The organism is Glycomyces sp. NPDC046736 (assembly GCF_040645615.1).
Classification (GTDB): Bacteria; Actinomycetota; Actinomycetes; order Mycobacteriales; family Micromonosporaceae; genus Glycomyces.
On sequence record NZ_JBEYYO010000007.1, the window covers coordinates 15,005 to 30,914 of the forward strand.

Consider the following 15,910-nt stretch of genomic DNA (forward strand, 5'->3'; position numbering starts at 1 on the left):
ACCACGGGGGCTGCCGAGGACGACATCCTCGGCAGCCCTCTTTTCATGCAACCAGGCAATCCAGCATTGCCACGAGCCAAGGCCCGGTCCCGGTCCACCGGACGCGCCGCGAGCGCCCCCAGACCGCACCGGCACCGCCAAGATGGGAAGCCACACCGTGTCTCGACTGTTCGGCACCGACGGCGTACGGGGGCGGGCGAACGCCGACCTCACGCCCGACCTGGCTCTGCGCCTCAACATCGCCGCCGTCCGCGTCCTCGGCTCCGCCGACCGACGCCCCGTGGCCGTCATCGGCCGCGACCCCCGCGCCTCCGGCGAGATGCTCGCCGCCGCCAGCGCCGCGGGCCTGGCCGCCGCCGGAGCGAAGGTCATCGACCTCGGCATCCTTCCCACCCCCGCGGTCGCGCACCTGACGGCCCTGACCGGCGCCGACTTCGGCGTCATGGTCTCGGCCTCCCACAACCCCATGCCCGACAACGGCATCAAGTTCTTCGCCGCGGGCGGGCGCAAACTCCCCGACGACGTCGAGGACGCGATCGAAGCGGCCATGGCCGACCCCGCCCCGCTCCCGCAGGGCGCAGACGTCGGCCGCATCACCCGCTCGCTCGACCCCGTCGAGTCCTACATCGAGCACCTCGTCGCGGTCTGCCCCGGCCCCCTGACCGGCCTCAAGGTCGTGGTCGACCCCGCCAACGGCGCGGCCACCAGCGCGGCCCCCGAGGCCCTGCGCCGCTCCGGCGCCGAGGTCATCACCATCAACGACAACCCCGACGGCCTCAACATCAACGAGGACTGCGGCTCGACCCACATGGACGGCCTCCGCGCCGCCGTCCTCGCCCACGGCGCCGACGCCGGCATCGCCCTCGACGGCGACGCCGACCGCTGCCTGGCCGTCGACGCGGCCGGGAACGACGTGGACGGCGACGCGATCATGGCGATCCTGGCGCTGGCGATGCGCGAGGCGGGGAACCTGCGCGGTGACACGCTGGTGACCACGGTGATGAGCAATCTCGGTCTGCACCAGGCGATGGGCGCGGCCGGGATCAAGATCGAGGTCACCGGGGTGGGCGACCGCTACGTGCTCGAACGCCTCGGCGAGGGCGACTTCTCGCTGGGCGGGGAGCAATCGGGCCACATCATCCTGTCCGACCACGCCACGACCGGGGACGGTTCGCTGACCGCTTTGATGCTGCTCGCGCGCATGGCCGCGACGGGCAAGTCGCTGGCCGAGCTGGCCTCGGTGTTCACGCCCGCGCCGCAGGTCCTGATCAACGTGCGGGTGGCCGACAAGTCGGTCATCGGTCACGAGTCGGTGCAGAACGCGGTCGCGCAGTGGCAGGCCAAGCTCGGCGCCGACGGCCGGGTCCTGTTGCGCCCCTCGGGGACCGAGCCGCTCGTGCGCGTCATGGTCGAGGCCTCCGAGAAGCCGGTGGCCGAGACGGTCGCGGCCGAGCTCGTGGCCGTGGTGGAGCACGCCTCGGCGTAGATTTCAGTCAGCGGGAGGTCACCCATCGCGGTGCCCTCCCGTTGGCGTAGATGCACTAAACTCACGCCCTATGGAATCCCCAATCGTCTGGATCTTGATCCTCCTGCTGTTGATCGGTCTGATCCTGGTGTTCGCGGCCATGGGCGGCCGCAACAAGCTGGTCCGACTGCGGAACATCACCCAGGAGTCGTGGGCGCAGATCGACGTCGAGCTTCAGCGGCGCTATGACCTGCTCGACAACCTGATGTACATCGTGCAGCAGGCCGCGGGCTCGGAGAACGCCACGCTGCGGCAGGTCGCCGAGGCGCGCGCGGCCGCGATGCAGGCCCGCCAGGACCCGAACGCGGGCCACGGCGCGCAGGGCCAGGCCGAAGGCAACCTCGGCAACGCCATCCGCGGCGTCATCCACATGCAGGAGTCCTACCCGGCCTTGCAGACCAACCAGAACTTCCTCCAGCTCCAGACCGAGATCACCGAGACCGAGAACCGGATCGCGGCGCCGAGGCGCTTCTACAACGCGAACGTGCGCGAGTACAACACCGCGCTCCAGGTCTTCCCCGGTTCGATCTCGGCGAAGATGGGCAACTTCAAGCCCGAGGAGTACTTCGAGCTCGACACGCCCGCGGCCCGTCAGGCCCCGCGCCTGCGGGACTCGGCGCAGCCCGCCTACATGCAGCAGCCGCAGCAGCAGTTGCCGCCCCAGCAGCCCGGCTACGGCCAGCAGCCGCAGGTCGGCTACCAGCAGACGCAGCCCCAGCCCGGTTACGGCGCCCCGCAGCCCGGTTACGGCCAGCAGCCGCCTCCCGGCTACGGCGCGCCGCAGCAGCCGCAGCAGCCCGGCTATGGTCAGCAGCCGCCTCCGGGTTACCCGCAGCAGCCCCAGCAGCCGCAGCAACCCGGTTACGGCCAGCAGCCCTACGGCCGCTAGCGGACCTCCCCCGCGGCCCGGCCGCGCCCGCCCTGTACCGCCCGTTAAAAGGAACCACCCCAGTGAACGAGACCCTGCTCGCGTCGAGCAGCAGCGGTGACATGCCCTGGTGGGTATACGTCCTCTGCTTCATCGCCGTCGGCCTCGGCGCCTACTTCGCCTGGCGCGCGCGCCAGAAGAAGATCGCGATGTACCGGGCCTGGGCGGCCCAGTACGGCTTCCACTACGAGCCCAGCGACAACTCGGTGGTGGGCCTGTCGACCGAAGCCCCGTTCAACGAGGGCCACTCCCGCAAGGGCATCGACGTCTTCCGCGGCATGTACAAGAACATGCACATCGTGTTCTTCCAGTACCAGTACTCGACCGGGAGCGGCAAGGAACGCAAGACGTTCAACCACCAGGTGGTCGCGATCGGGCTGCCGACCGCGCGTCCGCTGCTGGACATCGGGCAGGAGAACTTCCTGACCAAGCGGTTCGGCAAGGACATCGACTTCGAGAACCAGATGTTCAACGACACGTTCCGGATCAAGTCGCCCAACCGCCGGTTCGCGTTCGACGTGATCCACGCCCGGACGATGGAGTGGATGCTCGCCGACCAGCGGGCCCGCTCCTACCAGTGGCGGTTCGAGGGCCCGTGGCTGATGACGTTCCGGTCCGGGGCGATCAAGCTCGAAGAGGTCTTCTTCTACGCGGACTTCCTCATCGACATCTACGCGCAAGTGCCCCAGCACGTCTGGTCGAACAACTAGCGACGCCCGCGGGCCGCGCCTTCGGGCGCGGCCTTCGGCGTACCACCGGAGGGAACGCCCATGTCCGAGTCCGCGAGCGGCCTGATCGTGGCGATCATGATGCTGGTGTGCTTCGGCTCCCTCGTCGCGGTCATGGTGCTGATCTTCTACGTGCAGCGCCGCGCCCGCCAGGCGAGGATCCGGTACTGCCAGGGCTGGGCCGCGCACCACGGGTTCCAGTACTGGCCCGAGGACCTGTCGGTGCTGGGCATGTCGTCGCAGGCGCCGTTCTCGGTGGGGCATTCGCGCACCGCGATGGACGTGTTCCGCGGCAAATACCGGGGCCTGCACCTGCATTTCTTCCACTACCGGTACCGCACCGGTTCGGGCAAGAACCAGCGGACGCACGACTGGCAGGTGGTCGCGGTGAGCCTCCCGGCGGCAAGGCCGCTGCTGGACATCGACCACGAGAACTTCCTGTCCAAGCGGCTGGGCAAGGACATCGACTTCGAGAACCAGGCGTTCAACGACCGGTACCGGGTGATCTCGGCGAGCCCGCGGTTCGCGTACGACGTGATCCATCCGCGCACCATGGAGTGGATGCTCAGCGACTACCGGGCGCTGGCGAACCGGTGGCGGTTCGAGGGGCCGTGGCTGATGACGATGCGTTCGGGCGCGCTCGACCTCGACCACGTGATGCACTTCGCGGATTTCCTGGTGGACGTGCGGTCGCAGGTGCCCGATCACGTCTGGACGTATTAGCGCGCGGGCCCTTCGGCGGTGGCGGGGCGGCGGGCCCCGGCTGTTAGAATTGGCCCGCGGTCGGGCCGGTGCGCCGGTGTTCGACCGCGGTGGCCCGTGGTGTAATCGGCAACACTACTGATTTTGGTTCAGTCATTTCAGGTTCGAGTCCTGGCGGGCCAGCCAAGACCCTTCGCGGCTCTCGCGATCTCCCGGGTGCAAAGTGGGGCATCAGCCTTTAAATCGGACACCTGGGGACCCCCTATTTCAATCATTCCCGGTGGGTACGACAGGGTTCGGTTCGAACAAGTCCCGAGGGTCAGTCGCGTTCTCGGCCTAACACATCTGGTCGAGCGCCGCTGCGAAGCCTGTTTCTGCTGCTCCCATGAGTGCGCCCTCGTCGCCCAGGACCGGTGTCCGCAGTCGCAGCCTCGACCGCAAGTGGGGCAAGGTCGTCTCCGCGATCGCCGAGCGCACCGGTGCCGCCGCCGACAGGTAGAGCTCTCTGAGCCAGCCGCCGAACAGGATCTCGTCCGGGCCCGTCGCCGTCACCACCGCGCCCAGCGCCCGTCCGAGGTCCTCGCCCGATCGCCGCAGCCCGTCGCGCGCCGTCGCGTCGCCCATGCTCGCCGCCGCTGTGGCGTGCTCGATGTCCTCGGCGTAGCCGAAGGCCTCCATCTCCGCTTCCAGGCACCCCCGCAGCCCGCAAGCGCACTCCCGGCCCCCGGGTTCGACCACGATGTGGCCCAACTGGATCGAGCCGCCGCGCTGCGCGCGGCCCTCGACCACCAGGCCCGCGGTCAAACCCCGGCCGCCGTGCAGGTACAGCAGCCTTGTCGCCTCGTGCGCGTCGCCGCGCGACCATTCGCCCACCGCCGCTGCGGTGGCCGTGTCGACCACCTGCCATTCGCGGCCCGTGGCCCGCACCAGGTCGGCCGCGAAATCCCTCCCGGCCCAGCCCAGTTCCGTGGAGTGCGCCACGATCCCCGAGTCGACCAGCCCCGGCACCGCCGCGACCGCGTCGACCGCGGCCGCGGCCTCACCGGTGAGCTTCTTGACCGCCTCGACCGGATCGTCGCCCTCGACGAGCACCACTTCGGATCGTTCGAGCACCTCGCCGCCGAGACCGACCAGGCCGAACCGCACCCGGTCGGCGCGCACCTCCACGGCCGCCACCGTCACCGCCTCGGGGACGCACTCGACCAGGGTCGAGGGCCGGCCGGCCGAACCGGTCGGCCGACCCGTCGTCTCCTGGAGGTGCCCCGACTCCGACAGGTCGACCGCGAGCGTCGCGATCGTGGACCTGTTGAGCCCCAAGGCCTCGGTGAGCTCGGCGCGGGTCTGGGGACCGTGCCGGTGGAGCTGGTCGAGCAGCGCTGCGCGATTGCGCCGCCGCAGCTCCTCGGTCCCGGTCCGGGCCACGGCTCAGTGCCTGCCGAACAGCTTGCCCCGGCCCCGGGACATGGCGTCGACGCCCGCCGCGAGCAGCAGCACCGCGCCGGTCACGCCGAACCGCACCCCGGCCGAGAGGCCCATCAATCCCATGCCGTTGTTGATGATCGCCACCACCGCTCCTCCCAGCAAGGCGGCCCGCACCGTCCCCTTGCCACCGAAGAGGCTAGCACCGCCGATCACCGCGGCCCCGACCGAAAGCAGCAGCACATTGGACCCGCCGGTGTTCGGGTCCACCGACGCGGCACGGGAAGCGGCCACGATGCCGCCCACCGCCGCCATCGCCGAGCAGATGACGAACGCCGCGATCCGCACCCGGTCGACGTTCACGCCGGCGCGCACCGCAGCCTCGGCGTTCCCGCCCACGGCGTACAGGTGCCGCCCGAACCTGGTGCGGTGCAGCACGAACGTCCAGATCGCGAACAGCGCCCCCAGGATCACCACCACTACGGGCACGCCCGTGAGCGAGATGCGCTGCGGGTTCGCCGAACGCTCCAGGTTCAAAAGGAACACCGTGGCGCCCAATAGGATCGTGAGCGCCCCGACGCGCGCCAGCACCACCACCAGCGGCTCGTGCACGAGCGAGCGCCCCACCCTGCGGCGCCAGCGGTTCAGCTGGATCACCGCATACGCGGCGACCGTGACCACCAAGAGCGCCCAGCCCTGCCAGCGCTCCAGGTTCCCGCCCGCGACGGCCTTGACCGTCTCGTCGTGGATGGTGATGTTGGTGCCCTCCTTGAGGATGATGAGCACCAGGCCCTGGAAGGCCAGGAACGCCGCCAGAGTGACCACAAAGGATGGAATCCCGAGTTTCACCACGAGCGTCCCCAGTACCAGCCCGATCACCACACCCGTGGCGATCGCCGCGCCGATCCCCAGCGGCCACGGCAGCCCCATGTCGGTCAGGACCACCGCCATGATCGAGGCGCACACGCCCGAGGCGAACCCGGCCGAGAGGTCGATCTCGCCGATGACCAGCACGAACACCAGGCCCATCGCGATGCACGCGACGGCCGCGCCCTGCCCGAAGAGGTTCGCGAGGTTCCCCACCGACAGGAACACCGGCTGGGAGATCCCGAAGAACACGCACAGCGCGATGATCCCGGCCACGGCCGGGAGCGCCCCGACCTCGCCCGAGCGCACCTCCGCCCAGTAGCCCTTGACGTGGGCGGCCACGGCCCCGGCCGGGCCGGGCCCCGGTTCGGCCTCGGGCCGGACTTCTGTCGCAGCGCTCACGGCCGCACTCCGTTCTGGTCGGTCAGCCCCAAGGTCCCCGACCTGCCGCTGGTGATCAGCTCGACCACCTGCTGCTGGGTCGCGTCGGCGGCGTCGACCACGGCGGCCATGCGCCCCAGGTAGAGCGCGGCGATGCGGTCGGCGACGGCGAACACGTCGTTGAGGTTGTGGGAGATGTAGAGGACGGCCAGGCCCTGGTCGGCCAGGCGCCGGATGAGTTCGAGGACCTGCCGGGTCTGGGCCACGCCGAGCGCGGCGGTGGGCTCGTCGAGGATCACCAGGCGCGAGTTCCACAGCACCGCCTTGGCGATGGCCACGGTCTGCCGCTGGCCGCCCGAGAGGCTGGCCACGGGCTGGCGGAGGTTGCGGATGGTGCGCACGGCGAGCGATTTGAGCGTCTCGGCGGCGAGCTGCTCCATCTCGTCGTCGTCGAGGACGAGTCCGCGGCGCCGCTCGCGCCCCAGGAACAGGTTCTCGACCACGTCGAGGTTGTCGCAGAGGGCGAGGTCCTGGTAGACGACCTCGATCCCCAGCGCCGCGGCGTCGCGGGGCCCCGAGATCGAGCGCTCCTCGCCGTCGACGACGATCGCGCCGCCGTCGATGTTGTGGATGCCCGCGACGCATTTGACCAGGGTGGACTTGCCCGCGCCGTTGTCGCCGACGAGAGCGCAGACCTCTCCGGCGTCGATCGCGAGATCGACGTCGGAGAGGACCTCCACCGGTCCGAAACGCTTCGAGAGTCCGGTGAGTTCGAGCAGCACTGGGGCTCCTTATCCGATCCCGTGTTCGGTGCAGAGCGCGGCGTAGTCGCCCGCGCACAGCTCCGCCGGGTCGGCGAAGCCGTCGTCCACGACGACCTGGATGTTGTCGATGGTGATGGCGACCGGGTCGAGCAGCACCGCGGGGATCTCGGCCCCGCTCACCGGGTCGGTGACGGTGCCCTCGGCCTCGGGGTTCTCACCCTTGGCGAGCGCCACGGCCAGTTCGGCGGCCGCGTTGGCCTCGTCCTCGATGGCCTTGTACACGGTCATGCACTGGTCGCCGGTGAGGATGTTCTGGAGGCCCTGCACGGTCGCGTCCTGGCCGGTGACCGGGACGGTGCCGTTGAGGCTGTTGCGCTCCAGGACGGTGATCACGGCGTGCGCGAGGCCGTCGTTGGCGGCCAGCACCCCGTCGATCTCGGCGCCGGTGTCGGTGAGCATCTGCTCGAACAGCGTGCCGCCCTGGGCGTTGTCCCAGTCGGGGACCCACTCGTCGGGGCCCTTGACGAGCGTCCCGTCGGCGTACAGCGGGTCGAGGACGGAGTCGTAGCCGTTCTTGAACAAGGTCGCGTTGTTGTCGGTCGGCGAGCCGTTGAGCTCGGCCACGAGCGGGGTCTCGACGCCTTCGAGGCAGGACACGAGGGTCTCGCCCTGGAGCACGCCGACCTGCTCGTTGTCGAAGCTCACGTAGTAGTCCGCGCCGCCGTCCTCGGTGAGGCGGTCGTAGTCGATGGTGGCCACGCCCTGGGACTTGGCCTTCTCGATCACGGTCTTGCCGGTGCCCGAGTCGAGGTTGACGGTGACCAGTACGTCGACGCCCTTGGTGAGCATCTGGTCGGCGATGGTCTGGAAGTCCTCGCGGCTGCCTTGGGCGTTCTGGATGTCGTACTCGACCCCGGCCTCCTTGAAGGCCGCTTCGAGGTACTTGCGGTCGGCGGTCTCCCAGCGGTCCGAGGAGGCCGAGTCGGGGAGGATGACGCCGATGAGCGGGGTGTCCCCGCCGTCGCCGCCGTCGTCGCCTGCGTTGCACGCGGTCACGCCCATGGTGAGCAGGGCTGCCGCGCCTATGGCGGCGCTGGCGCGCCGCGCGCTGAAGGAGTGCATGAGAGGTACCTCCGAGATTTGTTGTTGACTGCAACATATGACGAGTGACGCAGGTCGCACAAGTCTCGGAGGCATGGAGAACGTGTTCCAGACGTAACGATTCGGTAATGAACACCATCGTGCCCCTCTCGGCGGCCCGGCCCGTTCACCTCGCCGCCACCGACTAACATGGCCCATCATGAGCAGTGAGCGTTCGGCGATCATCCTGGCCGCTGGCCTGGGCACCCGCATGAAGTCGTCCCAGCCCAAAGTCCTCCACGAGCTGCTGGGCCGCTCGCTGCTGGGACACGTCCTCCGCGCCGTCAAGAGCACCGGGCCCGGTCGCCAGATCGTGGTCGTGGGGGCCGCCGCCGACCAGGTCCGCGCCCACCTCGACGAGGTCGCGCCCGAGACCGAGGCGGTCTTCCAGGACAAGCAGCTGGGCACTGGCCACGCCGTGCAGGTCGCCATGGAGGCCGTCCCCGACCTCGCCGGCACCGTCATCGTCGCCGCGGGCGACACTCCGCTCCTGCGCCCCGAGACCCTCGCCGAGCTCGCCGAGGTCCACGAGAAGAGCGGCAACGCCGCCACCGTCCTCACCGCCGTGGTCGCCGACCCCACCGGCCTGGGCCGGATCGTGCGCGACGCCGAGGGCAGCGTGCTCCGCATCGTCGAGCACCGCGACGCCGACGCAGGCGAGCGGGCGATCCGCGAGGTCAACTCCGCGATCTACGCGTTCGATGCAGGCCTGCTGCGCGAGCAGCTCGGCAAGCTCAACTCCGCGAACGACCAGGGCGAGCTCTACCTCACCGACGTGCTCGAACTCGCCCGCGAGGCCGGGCACGCCATCGGCGCGGTCGTCGTGGAGGACCCCACCGAGGTCCTCGGCTGCAACGACCGCGCCCAGCTCGCGGGCCTGCGCCGCATCCTCCAGACCCGCATCAACTCAGAGCTCATGCGCTCGGGCGTGACGATGGAGGACCCCGAGACCACCTGGATCGACGCCACCGTCAAGGTCGCCCCCGACGTCCTGATCCACCCCGGCGTGCAGCTCAAGGGCGCCACGGCGGTCGACTCGGGCGCCGAGATCGGCCCCGACACGACCCTGACGGACACGATCGTCGGCGCCCGCGCCGAGGTCGTCCGCTCGCACGCCGACCAGGCCACGATCGGCGAAGGCGCGCACGTGGGCCCGTTCGCCCACCTCCGCCCGGCCTCCAAGCTCGCTGAGAAGGCCAAGGTCGGCGCGTTCGTGGAGACCAAGAATGCCGAGATCGGCCCCGGCGCGAAGGCCAACCACCTCGCCTACCTCGGCGACGCCACGGTCGGCGCCGACGCCAACATCGGGTGCGGGGTCATCACCGCCAACTACGACGGCGTCCACAAGCACCGCACCGAGATCGGCGAAGGCGCGTTCATCGGCTGCGACTCGGTGCTCGTGGCCCCCGTCTCGATCGGCGACGGCGCCTACGTCGCCGCCGGTTCGACCATCGTCAAGGACGTGGAACCGGGCGACCTCGGCGTGGCCCGCGCACGCCAGGCCTCGCTGGAGGACTGGGTCGCCAAGAAGCGCCCCGGCACCGTCTCCGACCGCGCTGCGAAGCGTGCGAAAGGTGAGACGGAAGTGTCGGGCGCGTGACACGACACTAAACGGGGCGGTCCCCTCGCGCTCCGGTCGAGGGTCGGGGACACTGGAGCCGTAGAGGTTCAGGTGAGACGACCTATGGGGGAGCCCAATGGCGAGCATGTCCGCTGTCAACTCGAAGATGCTGATGCTCTTCTCCGGGCGGGCCTACCCGGAGTTGGCTGAGGAGATCGGGAAGCACCTCGGGGTCGCGCCGACCCCGATGAGCGCCTACTCCTTCGCCAACGGCGAGTTGTTCGTCCGGTACCAGGAGTCGGTGCGCGGCTGCGACGCCTTCGTGGTCCAGTCGATGCCCGCTCCGATCAACGAGTGGGTCATGGAGACCCTCATCATGATCGACGCGCTCAAGCGCGGCTCGGCCAAGCGCATCACCGTGGTGCTCCCGTTCTACCCGTACGCGCGCCAGGACAAGAAGCACCGCGGCCGCGAACCGATCTCGGCGCGCCTCATGGCCGACCTGCTCAAGACCGCCGGCGCCGACCGCATCCTCACCGTGGACCTCCACACCGCGCAGATCCAGGGCTTCTTCGACGGCCCGGTGGACCACCTGTTCGCGATGGGCACCCTCGCGCGCTACGTCGAGGAGAAGTACGCCGACCGCCAGATGGCGATCGTCTCGCCCGACACCGGGCGCGTGCGCCTGGCCGAGCGCTGGTCCGACCGCCTCGGCGGCTGCCCCATCGCGTTCGTGCACAAGACCCGCGACCCGCTCCGGCCCAACCAGGTCGTGGCGCACAAGGTCGTCGGCGACGTCGAGGGCCGCACGTGTCTGCTCATCGACGACATGATCGACACCGCCGGGACCATCTGCTCGGCCGCCGAGATGCTCCACGAGTCCGGCGTCGAGGACATCGTGATCGCCTCCACCCACCCGATCATGTCCGGCCCGGCCGCCGAGCGCCTCGCGGCCGCGCCGGTCAGCGAGGTCATCGTCACCAACACGCTTCCGATCCCCAAGGAAGCCGCCGACCTGGAGAAGCTCACCGTGCTGTCCATCGCGCCGCTCGTCGCGAAGGCCATCTGGGAGGTCTTCAACGACGGTTCGGTCACCACCCTGTTCGGCGGCCTCTCCTAAGTCACACATCGAAGCCCGTCGCGGCCCGGCCCGGACGCGCGTAGTACTCTGGTGGGGTTGCCGACGGCGAGGGTGTCCTCCAGAGGGCGCCGTAATCGACGCAGAGGCGTAGGTCTTTTCAGGGCTGTGTGCCCTTCTGAATGCCGACGTGAGCGTCGAGCGCCGCATGAAATGTTGCTTGAAAAACAGGGGAGTATTTCCGTGTCCGAAGTTCGTATCAGCGCAGAGCCTCGCACTGACTTCGGGAAGGGCGGTGCCCGCCGTACGCGCAGGGCTGGAAAGGTTCCCGCGGTGGTCTACGGCCACGGCGAGAAGCCGACCCACATTTCCCTTCCCGGGCTCGAGTTCGCCGCGGTCATCCGCAAGGGCGGCGCCAACCAGCTCATCAGCGTCGAGGTTACCGACGGAACCCGCGTCCTGGTCATCCCCAAGGACATCCAGCGCGACGCGCTCCGTGACGACATCGTCCACGCCGACCTCCTGATCGTGCGCCAGGGCGAGAAGATCACCACCGAGGTCCCGATCAACTACGTCGGTGAAGTCGAGAAGGGCGGGCTCGCGGTGTTCGAGCTCAACTCCCTGAACGTCGAGGCCGAGGCCACCCACATTCCCGAGTCCATCGAGGTCTCCGTCGAGGGCCTGGCCATCGGCTCGCAGCGCTACGTGCGCGAGATCGTGGCCCCCGAGGGCACCGTGATCCTCAACGACGCCGACCAGGCCGTCGCCTCCGTGAGCGAGCCCCGCGGCGAGGAAGCCCCCGCCGACGACGAGGCCGCCGAAGGCGAAGCCGCCGCCGAGTAAGACATTTGACGATGACCGACACCCCGACGCTCGTGGTCGGCCTGGGCAACCCCGGACCGAAATACGCCGCGAACCGTCACAATGTCGGTTTCATGGTCGTCGACGCGCTCGCCCGACGCGTCGGCGGTCGATTCGCCGTGGCCCGCAAGGCCCGCGCCGAAATCTGCGAGGCCCGCCTGGGGGTAGGCGGGCCTCGCGTCATTCTCGTCAAGCCCCGGACGTTCATGAACCTCTCGGGCGAGGCCGTCGGGCCCATCGCGCAGTACTACGGCGTCACGCCCGAATCGGTGATCGCCGTCCACGACGAGCTCGACATCCCCTTCGGCCAGCTCCGCATCAAGCGCGACGGCGGCGAAGGCGGCCACAATGGACTCCGGTCGCTCTCGAAGGTCCTGGGCACCAAGGACTATGCCCGGGTCCGCTTCGGCATCGGCCGCCCCCCGGGCCGCCAGGACGCCGCCGACTACGTGCTCAAGGACTTCGCGAAGGCCGAACGGCCCGAAGTGGAGCTGAACATCGAACTCGCCGCGGACGCGGTCGAGGCCATCATCGAGAAAGGCTTCGTGATGGCACAGAATGCGTTCAACGCACCGTAGGAAGTTGAACCTGAAGCTCAGTAACGCGCCGCAGTAGCTCTTTTCTCTGCCCCACAACGTTTCCGGTCGGATCGCGCTGATTCGACCATTTCTCATGTACTCCTCAGAGTGATAATCCCGTCACTCTTCGTTCCGTCGCTCGTTACAACCGTGTGACGGTTCAAGAGGCACTCGAAGGCGAGAACGCGGCAGAAGCGCGGGGGCGCGTCTACTCCATCGGTCCTCAAGGGACACGTCCCTACGGCGGTTCTCCCGCCTGGCAGCGCAAGTACTTCGCTGGCATCATCGCCGCCGACCTTGCCGGAGGCCTCCTCGGCGCAGGCCTCGCCTTCGCCGCCCGCTTCGGCCAGCTCGACCACCACAGCCGTATCTACGCGCTCGCGCTCGTGGCACTGCCCGCGGTGTGGGTCGCGGTGCTCGGCCTGTCGCGGGCGTTCGAGAAGCGGTACCTGTTCGTCGGGACCGAGGAATACCAGCGGGTCGTCCACGCGGCAGTGGCGCTGACTGCCGCCGTGGCGATCGTGTCGTACGGGCTTGAGCTGCCCACCTCGCGGGTGTTCGTGCTGATCGCGATCCCGACCGCTGCGATGTTCTCGATTACCGCGCGGTTCGCGTTCCGCAAGTGGCTGCACCGCTTGCGGCGCAACGGGCGATGTATGAAGCGTGTGGTCCTGGTCGGGCACGAGTCGTCGGTGGCCGCATTGATCGTGCAGTTGCGTCGCGAGCACTACCACGGGTTGAAGGTCGTGGCCGCGTGTCTGCCGACCGAGCGGCCCAAGGGCGCGCTGCTGGACTTCGACACTCGGGTGCGGGGAAGTTTCGACCGGATCGCCGAGGCCGTGGCCGTCGAGCGCGCCGACACGGTGATCGTGTTGTCCTGCCCGGAGATCGACGGCCCCGCGCTGCGGCGGCTCGCTTGGAAGCTGGAGCGCAGTGAGGTTGATTTGATCGTCGCGTCTGCGCTGGTCGATGTCGCGGGTGACCGGACCACGGTGCGCCCGGTCGACGGACTGCCGATGCTGCACCTGGATCACGCGCGGTTGACGGGGGTTCGCCGGGTGGCGAAGGAGGCGGTCGACCGGGTTGGCGCGGCGGTGCTGTTGCTGATGCTGGCGCCGTTGTTGCTCGGCGCGGCATTCCTGATTCGGTGCACCTCACCGGGACCGGCACTGTTCAAACAGGAGCGGATCGGGAAGAACGGTCAGCCGTTCACGATCTGGAAGTTCCGCACGATGCACACGGACGCCGAGCGACGTCTCGCGGCGATCTCACACCTCAACGAAAGCGACGGCGTCCTGTTCAAGATGAAGGACGACCCGCGGATTACTACGGTGGGGAAGTACTTGCGCCGCTTCTCGATCGACGAGTTCCCGCAACTGGTGAACGTGCTACGGGGAGACATGAGCCTGGTAGGCCCGAGGCCGCCGCTGGCGATCGAAGTAGCGGCATATGAGGCGGACATGCGGCGGCGGCTGGCCGTGAAGCCGGGAATGACGGGCTTGTGGCAGGTGTCCGGCCGGTCAGACCTGCCGTGGGAAGAAGCGGTGCGGCTCGACCTGAGGTACGTCGAACACTGGAACCTGTCCCTCGATTTCGTGATCCTGCTAAGAACGGTAACGGCAATCCTCCGCCCCCAAGGCGCCTACTGAAGCCGCCCGCCGCCCGCCGCCCGCCGCCCGCCGCCCGCCTCACGGGCCCCGGCCCCGCCGTGCTCGGCCGCTTCGCTGCTCTCGTCTTCGCTCGCGAGCGTTGCTCGCCTCGTGGCGATGTCGTACCTTCGCGCGATCATTGCAGTCGGGGGGAGCCGAGTTTGGACACGCCCGACCGCAGGGACCAACCCCCGCGCTCGGGCGTGTCGGTTCGCTATCGCCCCCGAATCAATCATCGCGCGAGGCACCGACACTCCTCGCCGCCTCTGCTGCCGTCCCGGTCCTCGCTCTCGTGCGTGAGTTTCACTCGTTTGGCGAGGTTGTCGTACCTTCGCGCGATCATTGAAGTCGGGGGCAGCCGAGTTTCGACACGCCCGGGCGCGGGGGGCGCTCCCCGCGTCCGGGCGTGTCCGTATGCAATTTCTTAGCCGTTGCATTCGCGGAGGGTTTCGGACCAGATTCGTTTGGCCTCTTCGATGATCTCCGCGCAGTGCTGTCCGGCCCATTCGGCGTCGATTGGGGAGCTGACCCTCAGGGCTGGCAGGTCCGTGTCGAGGTAGATCACTGAGCCGACCGCGATCGTGTCGACCCCTGCGAACGTCACTCGGATTCTCGATTGGCTGAAGCTCGCGTCGAAGCGCAGGAAGCGGCCGCCGATCCATGCCTTGCCCACCACGCACGTCGGGTCCAGCGGCGCGTTGTTGCGTTCCAGGAACCGGTTCATGCCGCCGCCCCCGCGAAGTTCAGGGGGACGATCAGATACCGCGAGCCGTCCGGGCGCACATGCAGGCCCGGCGCGTGCGGGTCGGGGCGGGGATGTGGGCGGGGGCGGTAGTCGGTTTGGGAGGGCGTGCCGTGGAGTGTCGGATGTTTGACAGTCGCGTCGTCGTTGTCCTTGTCCTCCTTCGGGTTGCTCGGCCAGGGCTCGGCGTTCGGGTCGGCGTCGGCGGTGAGGGGGAGGGACAGGGCCAGGCCGGAGGCCAGCGCGTACAGCATGAGGTACGCGAAGCCGAGGAGCAGCACGATTCTCTTGCGAAGCGTCGCAAAGGGATCGGACATTGTGGATGTCGTGGCGTTTCTCACGGTCGCCGTGGTGGCGGCGGCCGAGCCCGCGCCAGCGGGCCGCGCTGTGCTCGGGGTGTTCGCCGAGGTCACCGGCTTTCCCGCCCGCGCCTTGCCCTCGGGCCTCGCTGCCGCCGGGGTGTTCGCCGAGGTCATCGGGTTGGCCGCCCGCGCCTCTCCCGCCGCTCTTGTTGCGGTGGGCTTGCTCGCCCCGACCGCCGCTCTCGTCGCACCTGCCGTTCCCGCCGATTCCGCTGCGCCCTTCGCGGGTTCGTCGAAGGCGATTCGCCAGGCGTGGGACTTCTGCCGCGTGGACCCTTGGGGCGCTTGCGGTTTCGACGCCGTCGCCTCTCGGGTCGCCTCCGCTGGAGCGAGCCTGTGCCCGCTTGCCAGCTTCTCCGCGAAGCGCGCCGGGTCTCGCGGCGTATCCGGCCACGGCTCCCACGGCGGGACCGCTGCCCGGCCCCCGCCGGGGGCCGGGCGGGCCCAGAGCGGGGTGCCCGAGACCGGGCGGACCGCCGTCCAGCACGCCTCGTCGTACTGCCGCTGAGCAGCGGAAACACCGGGAACGTCGCTCGTTCCCGATTCGGTGAATCGTGCGTTTTGAGCTGTTGACGCGGCTCGGTTTTCGCGTAGGGTGGGACTGGCCACGGGAGGTACGCCTCTC

The 15,910-nt window shown here is 69.2% G+C and carries 17 protein-coding genes and 1 tRNA gene; 11 read left to right on the forward strand and 7 right to left on the reverse strand.

Translation table 11 applies throughout. The features are described 5' to 3' along the window. Positions 1-157 precede the first annotated feature (157 nt). The 5 genes from glmM to AB0B28_RS09095 all read left to right on the forward strand — a co-directional run bounded on the left by glmM (position 158) and on the right by AB0B28_RS09095 (position 4,069). Positions 158-1,486 (forward strand): phosphoglucosamine mutase, encoded by a 1,329-nt coding sequence (glmM, locus tag AB0B28_RS09075; RefSeq protein WP_360118841.1) that lies wholly within the window; start codon positions 158-160, stop codon positions 1,484-1,486. A 70-nt stretch (positions 1,487-1,556) separates the two neighbouring features. After that, a complete protein-coding gene (locus AB0B28_RS09080; RefSeq protein ID WP_360118843.1) occupies positions 1,557-2,414 on the forward strand; it encodes a LemA family protein in 858 nt (285 codons plus the stop codon). Positions 2,415-2,476: 62 nt separating this feature from the next. Beyond that, positions 2,477-3,163, forward strand: a complete 687-nt coding sequence (locus AB0B28_RS09085; RefSeq protein WP_360118845.1) for a hypothetical protein — start codon at positions 2,477-2,479, stop codon at positions 3,161-3,163. A gap of 60 nt (positions 3,164-3,223) precedes the next feature. Then, entirely contained in the window at positions 3,224-3,904 is a 681-nt protein-coding gene (locus tag AB0B28_RS09090; protein ID WP_360118847.1) for a hypothetical protein, read from the forward strand. A gap of 90 nt (positions 3,905-3,994) precedes the next feature. Next, positions 3,995-4,069: transfer RNA gene (locus AB0B28_RS09095), tRNA-Gln, on the forward strand. Positions 4,070-4,219: 150 nt separating this feature from the next. On the opposite strand, the gene AB0B28_RS09100 is transcribed toward AB0B28_RS09095, so the two are convergent. The 4 genes from AB0B28_RS09100 to AB0B28_RS09115 are packed head-to-tail and all read right to left on the reverse strand — an operon-like array spanning position 4,220 to position 8,376. Further along, a complete protein-coding gene (locus AB0B28_RS09100) occupies positions 4,220-5,305 on the reverse strand; it encodes an ROK family protein (protein WP_360118849.1) in 1,086 nt (361 codons plus the stop codon). A gap of 3 nt (positions 5,306-5,308) precedes the next feature. Further along, positions 5,309-6,571 (reverse strand): ABC transporter permease, encoded by a 1,263-nt coding sequence (locus tag AB0B28_RS09105; protein WP_360118851.1) that lies wholly within the window; start codon positions 6,569-6,571, stop codon positions 5,309-5,311. Then, the gene (locus tag AB0B28_RS09110) at positions 6,568-7,332 is read right to left on the reverse strand and encodes an ATP-binding cassette domain-containing protein (RefSeq protein WP_360118853.1); all 765 of its coding nucleotides are present in this window, start codon (positions 7,330-7,332) and stop codon (positions 6,568-6,570) included. Before AB0B28_RS09110 ends, AB0B28_RS09105 begins: the two co-directional genes overlap by 4 nt. A 9-nt stretch (positions 7,333-7,341) precedes the next feature. Then, positions 7,342-8,376, reverse strand: a complete 1,035-nt coding sequence (locus AB0B28_RS09115) for a substrate-binding domain-containing protein (RefSeq protein WP_360119149.1) — start codon at positions 8,374-8,376, stop codon at positions 7,342-7,344. A 238-nt stretch (positions 8,377-8,614) separates the two neighbouring features. Here AB0B28_RS09115 and glmU point away from each other — a divergent pair, with 238 nt between their 5' ends. From glmU to AB0B28_RS09140, 5 genes are all read left to right on the forward strand, one after another. Then, the gene (gene glmU, locus AB0B28_RS09120) at positions 8,615-10,054 is read left to right on the forward strand and encodes a bifunctional UDP-N-acetylglucosamine diphosphorylase/glucosamine-1-phosphate N-acetyltransferase GlmU (protein ID WP_360118855.1); all 1,440 of its coding nucleotides are present in this window, start codon (positions 8,615-8,617) and stop codon (positions 10,052-10,054) included. Positions 10,055-10,151: 97 nt separating this feature from the next. Beyond that, the gene (locus AB0B28_RS09125) at positions 10,152-11,135 is read left to right on the forward strand and encodes a ribose-phosphate diphosphokinase (protein ID WP_360118857.1); all 984 of its coding nucleotides are present in this window, start codon (positions 10,152-10,154) and stop codon (positions 11,133-11,135) included. 201 nt (positions 11,136-11,336) lie between these two features. Next, positions 11,337-11,936 carry a 50S ribosomal protein L25/general stress protein Ctc gene (locus AB0B28_RS09130; RefSeq protein WP_360118859.1) on the forward strand — a complete coding sequence of 200 codons (600 nt, stop codon included), beginning with the start codon at positions 11,337-11,339 and terminating at the stop codon, positions 11,934-11,936. An 11-nt stretch (positions 11,937-11,947) separates the two neighbouring features. After that, a complete protein-coding gene (gene pth / locus AB0B28_RS09135) occupies positions 11,948-12,532 on the forward strand; it encodes an aminoacyl-tRNA hydrolase (RefSeq protein WP_360118861.1) in 585 nt (194 codons plus the stop codon). A 152-nt stretch (positions 12,533-12,684) separates the two neighbouring features. Continuing rightward, entirely contained in the window at positions 12,685-14,181 is a 1,497-nt protein-coding gene (locus AB0B28_RS09140) for a sugar transferase (protein WP_360118863.1), read from the forward strand. Here AB0B28_RS09140 and AB0B28_RS09145 read toward each other — a convergent pair. From AB0B28_RS09145 to AB0B28_RS09155, 3 genes are all read right to left on the reverse strand, one after another. Further along, entirely contained in the window at positions 14,175-14,321 is a 147-nt protein-coding gene (locus tag AB0B28_RS09145; RefSeq protein WP_360118865.1) for a hypothetical protein, read from the reverse strand. The genes AB0B28_RS09140 and AB0B28_RS09145 overlap by 7 nt on opposite strands. 284 nt (positions 14,322-14,605) lie before the next feature. Then, positions 14,606-14,905 carry a hypothetical protein gene (locus AB0B28_RS09150; RefSeq protein ID WP_360118867.1) on the reverse strand — a complete coding sequence of 100 codons (300 nt, stop codon included), beginning with the start codon at positions 14,903-14,905 and terminating at the stop codon, positions 14,606-14,608. Beyond that, positions 14,902-15,240 carry a hypothetical protein gene (locus AB0B28_RS09155; RefSeq protein WP_360118869.1) on the reverse strand — a complete coding sequence of 113 codons (339 nt, stop codon included), beginning with the start codon at positions 15,238-15,240 and terminating at the stop codon, positions 14,902-14,904. The genes AB0B28_RS09150 and AB0B28_RS09155 overlap by 4 nt, the downstream gene beginning before the upstream one ends. A 10-nt stretch (positions 15,241-15,250) precedes the next feature. Between AB0B28_RS09155 and AB0B28_RS09160 the strand changes: the two genes are divergently transcribed. Beyond that, positions 15,251-15,793, forward strand: coding sequence for a hypothetical protein (locus AB0B28_RS09160; protein WP_360118871.1), 543 nt, complete (start codon positions 15,251-15,253; stop codon positions 15,791-15,793). Positions 15,794-15,910: the final 117 nt, after the last annotated feature.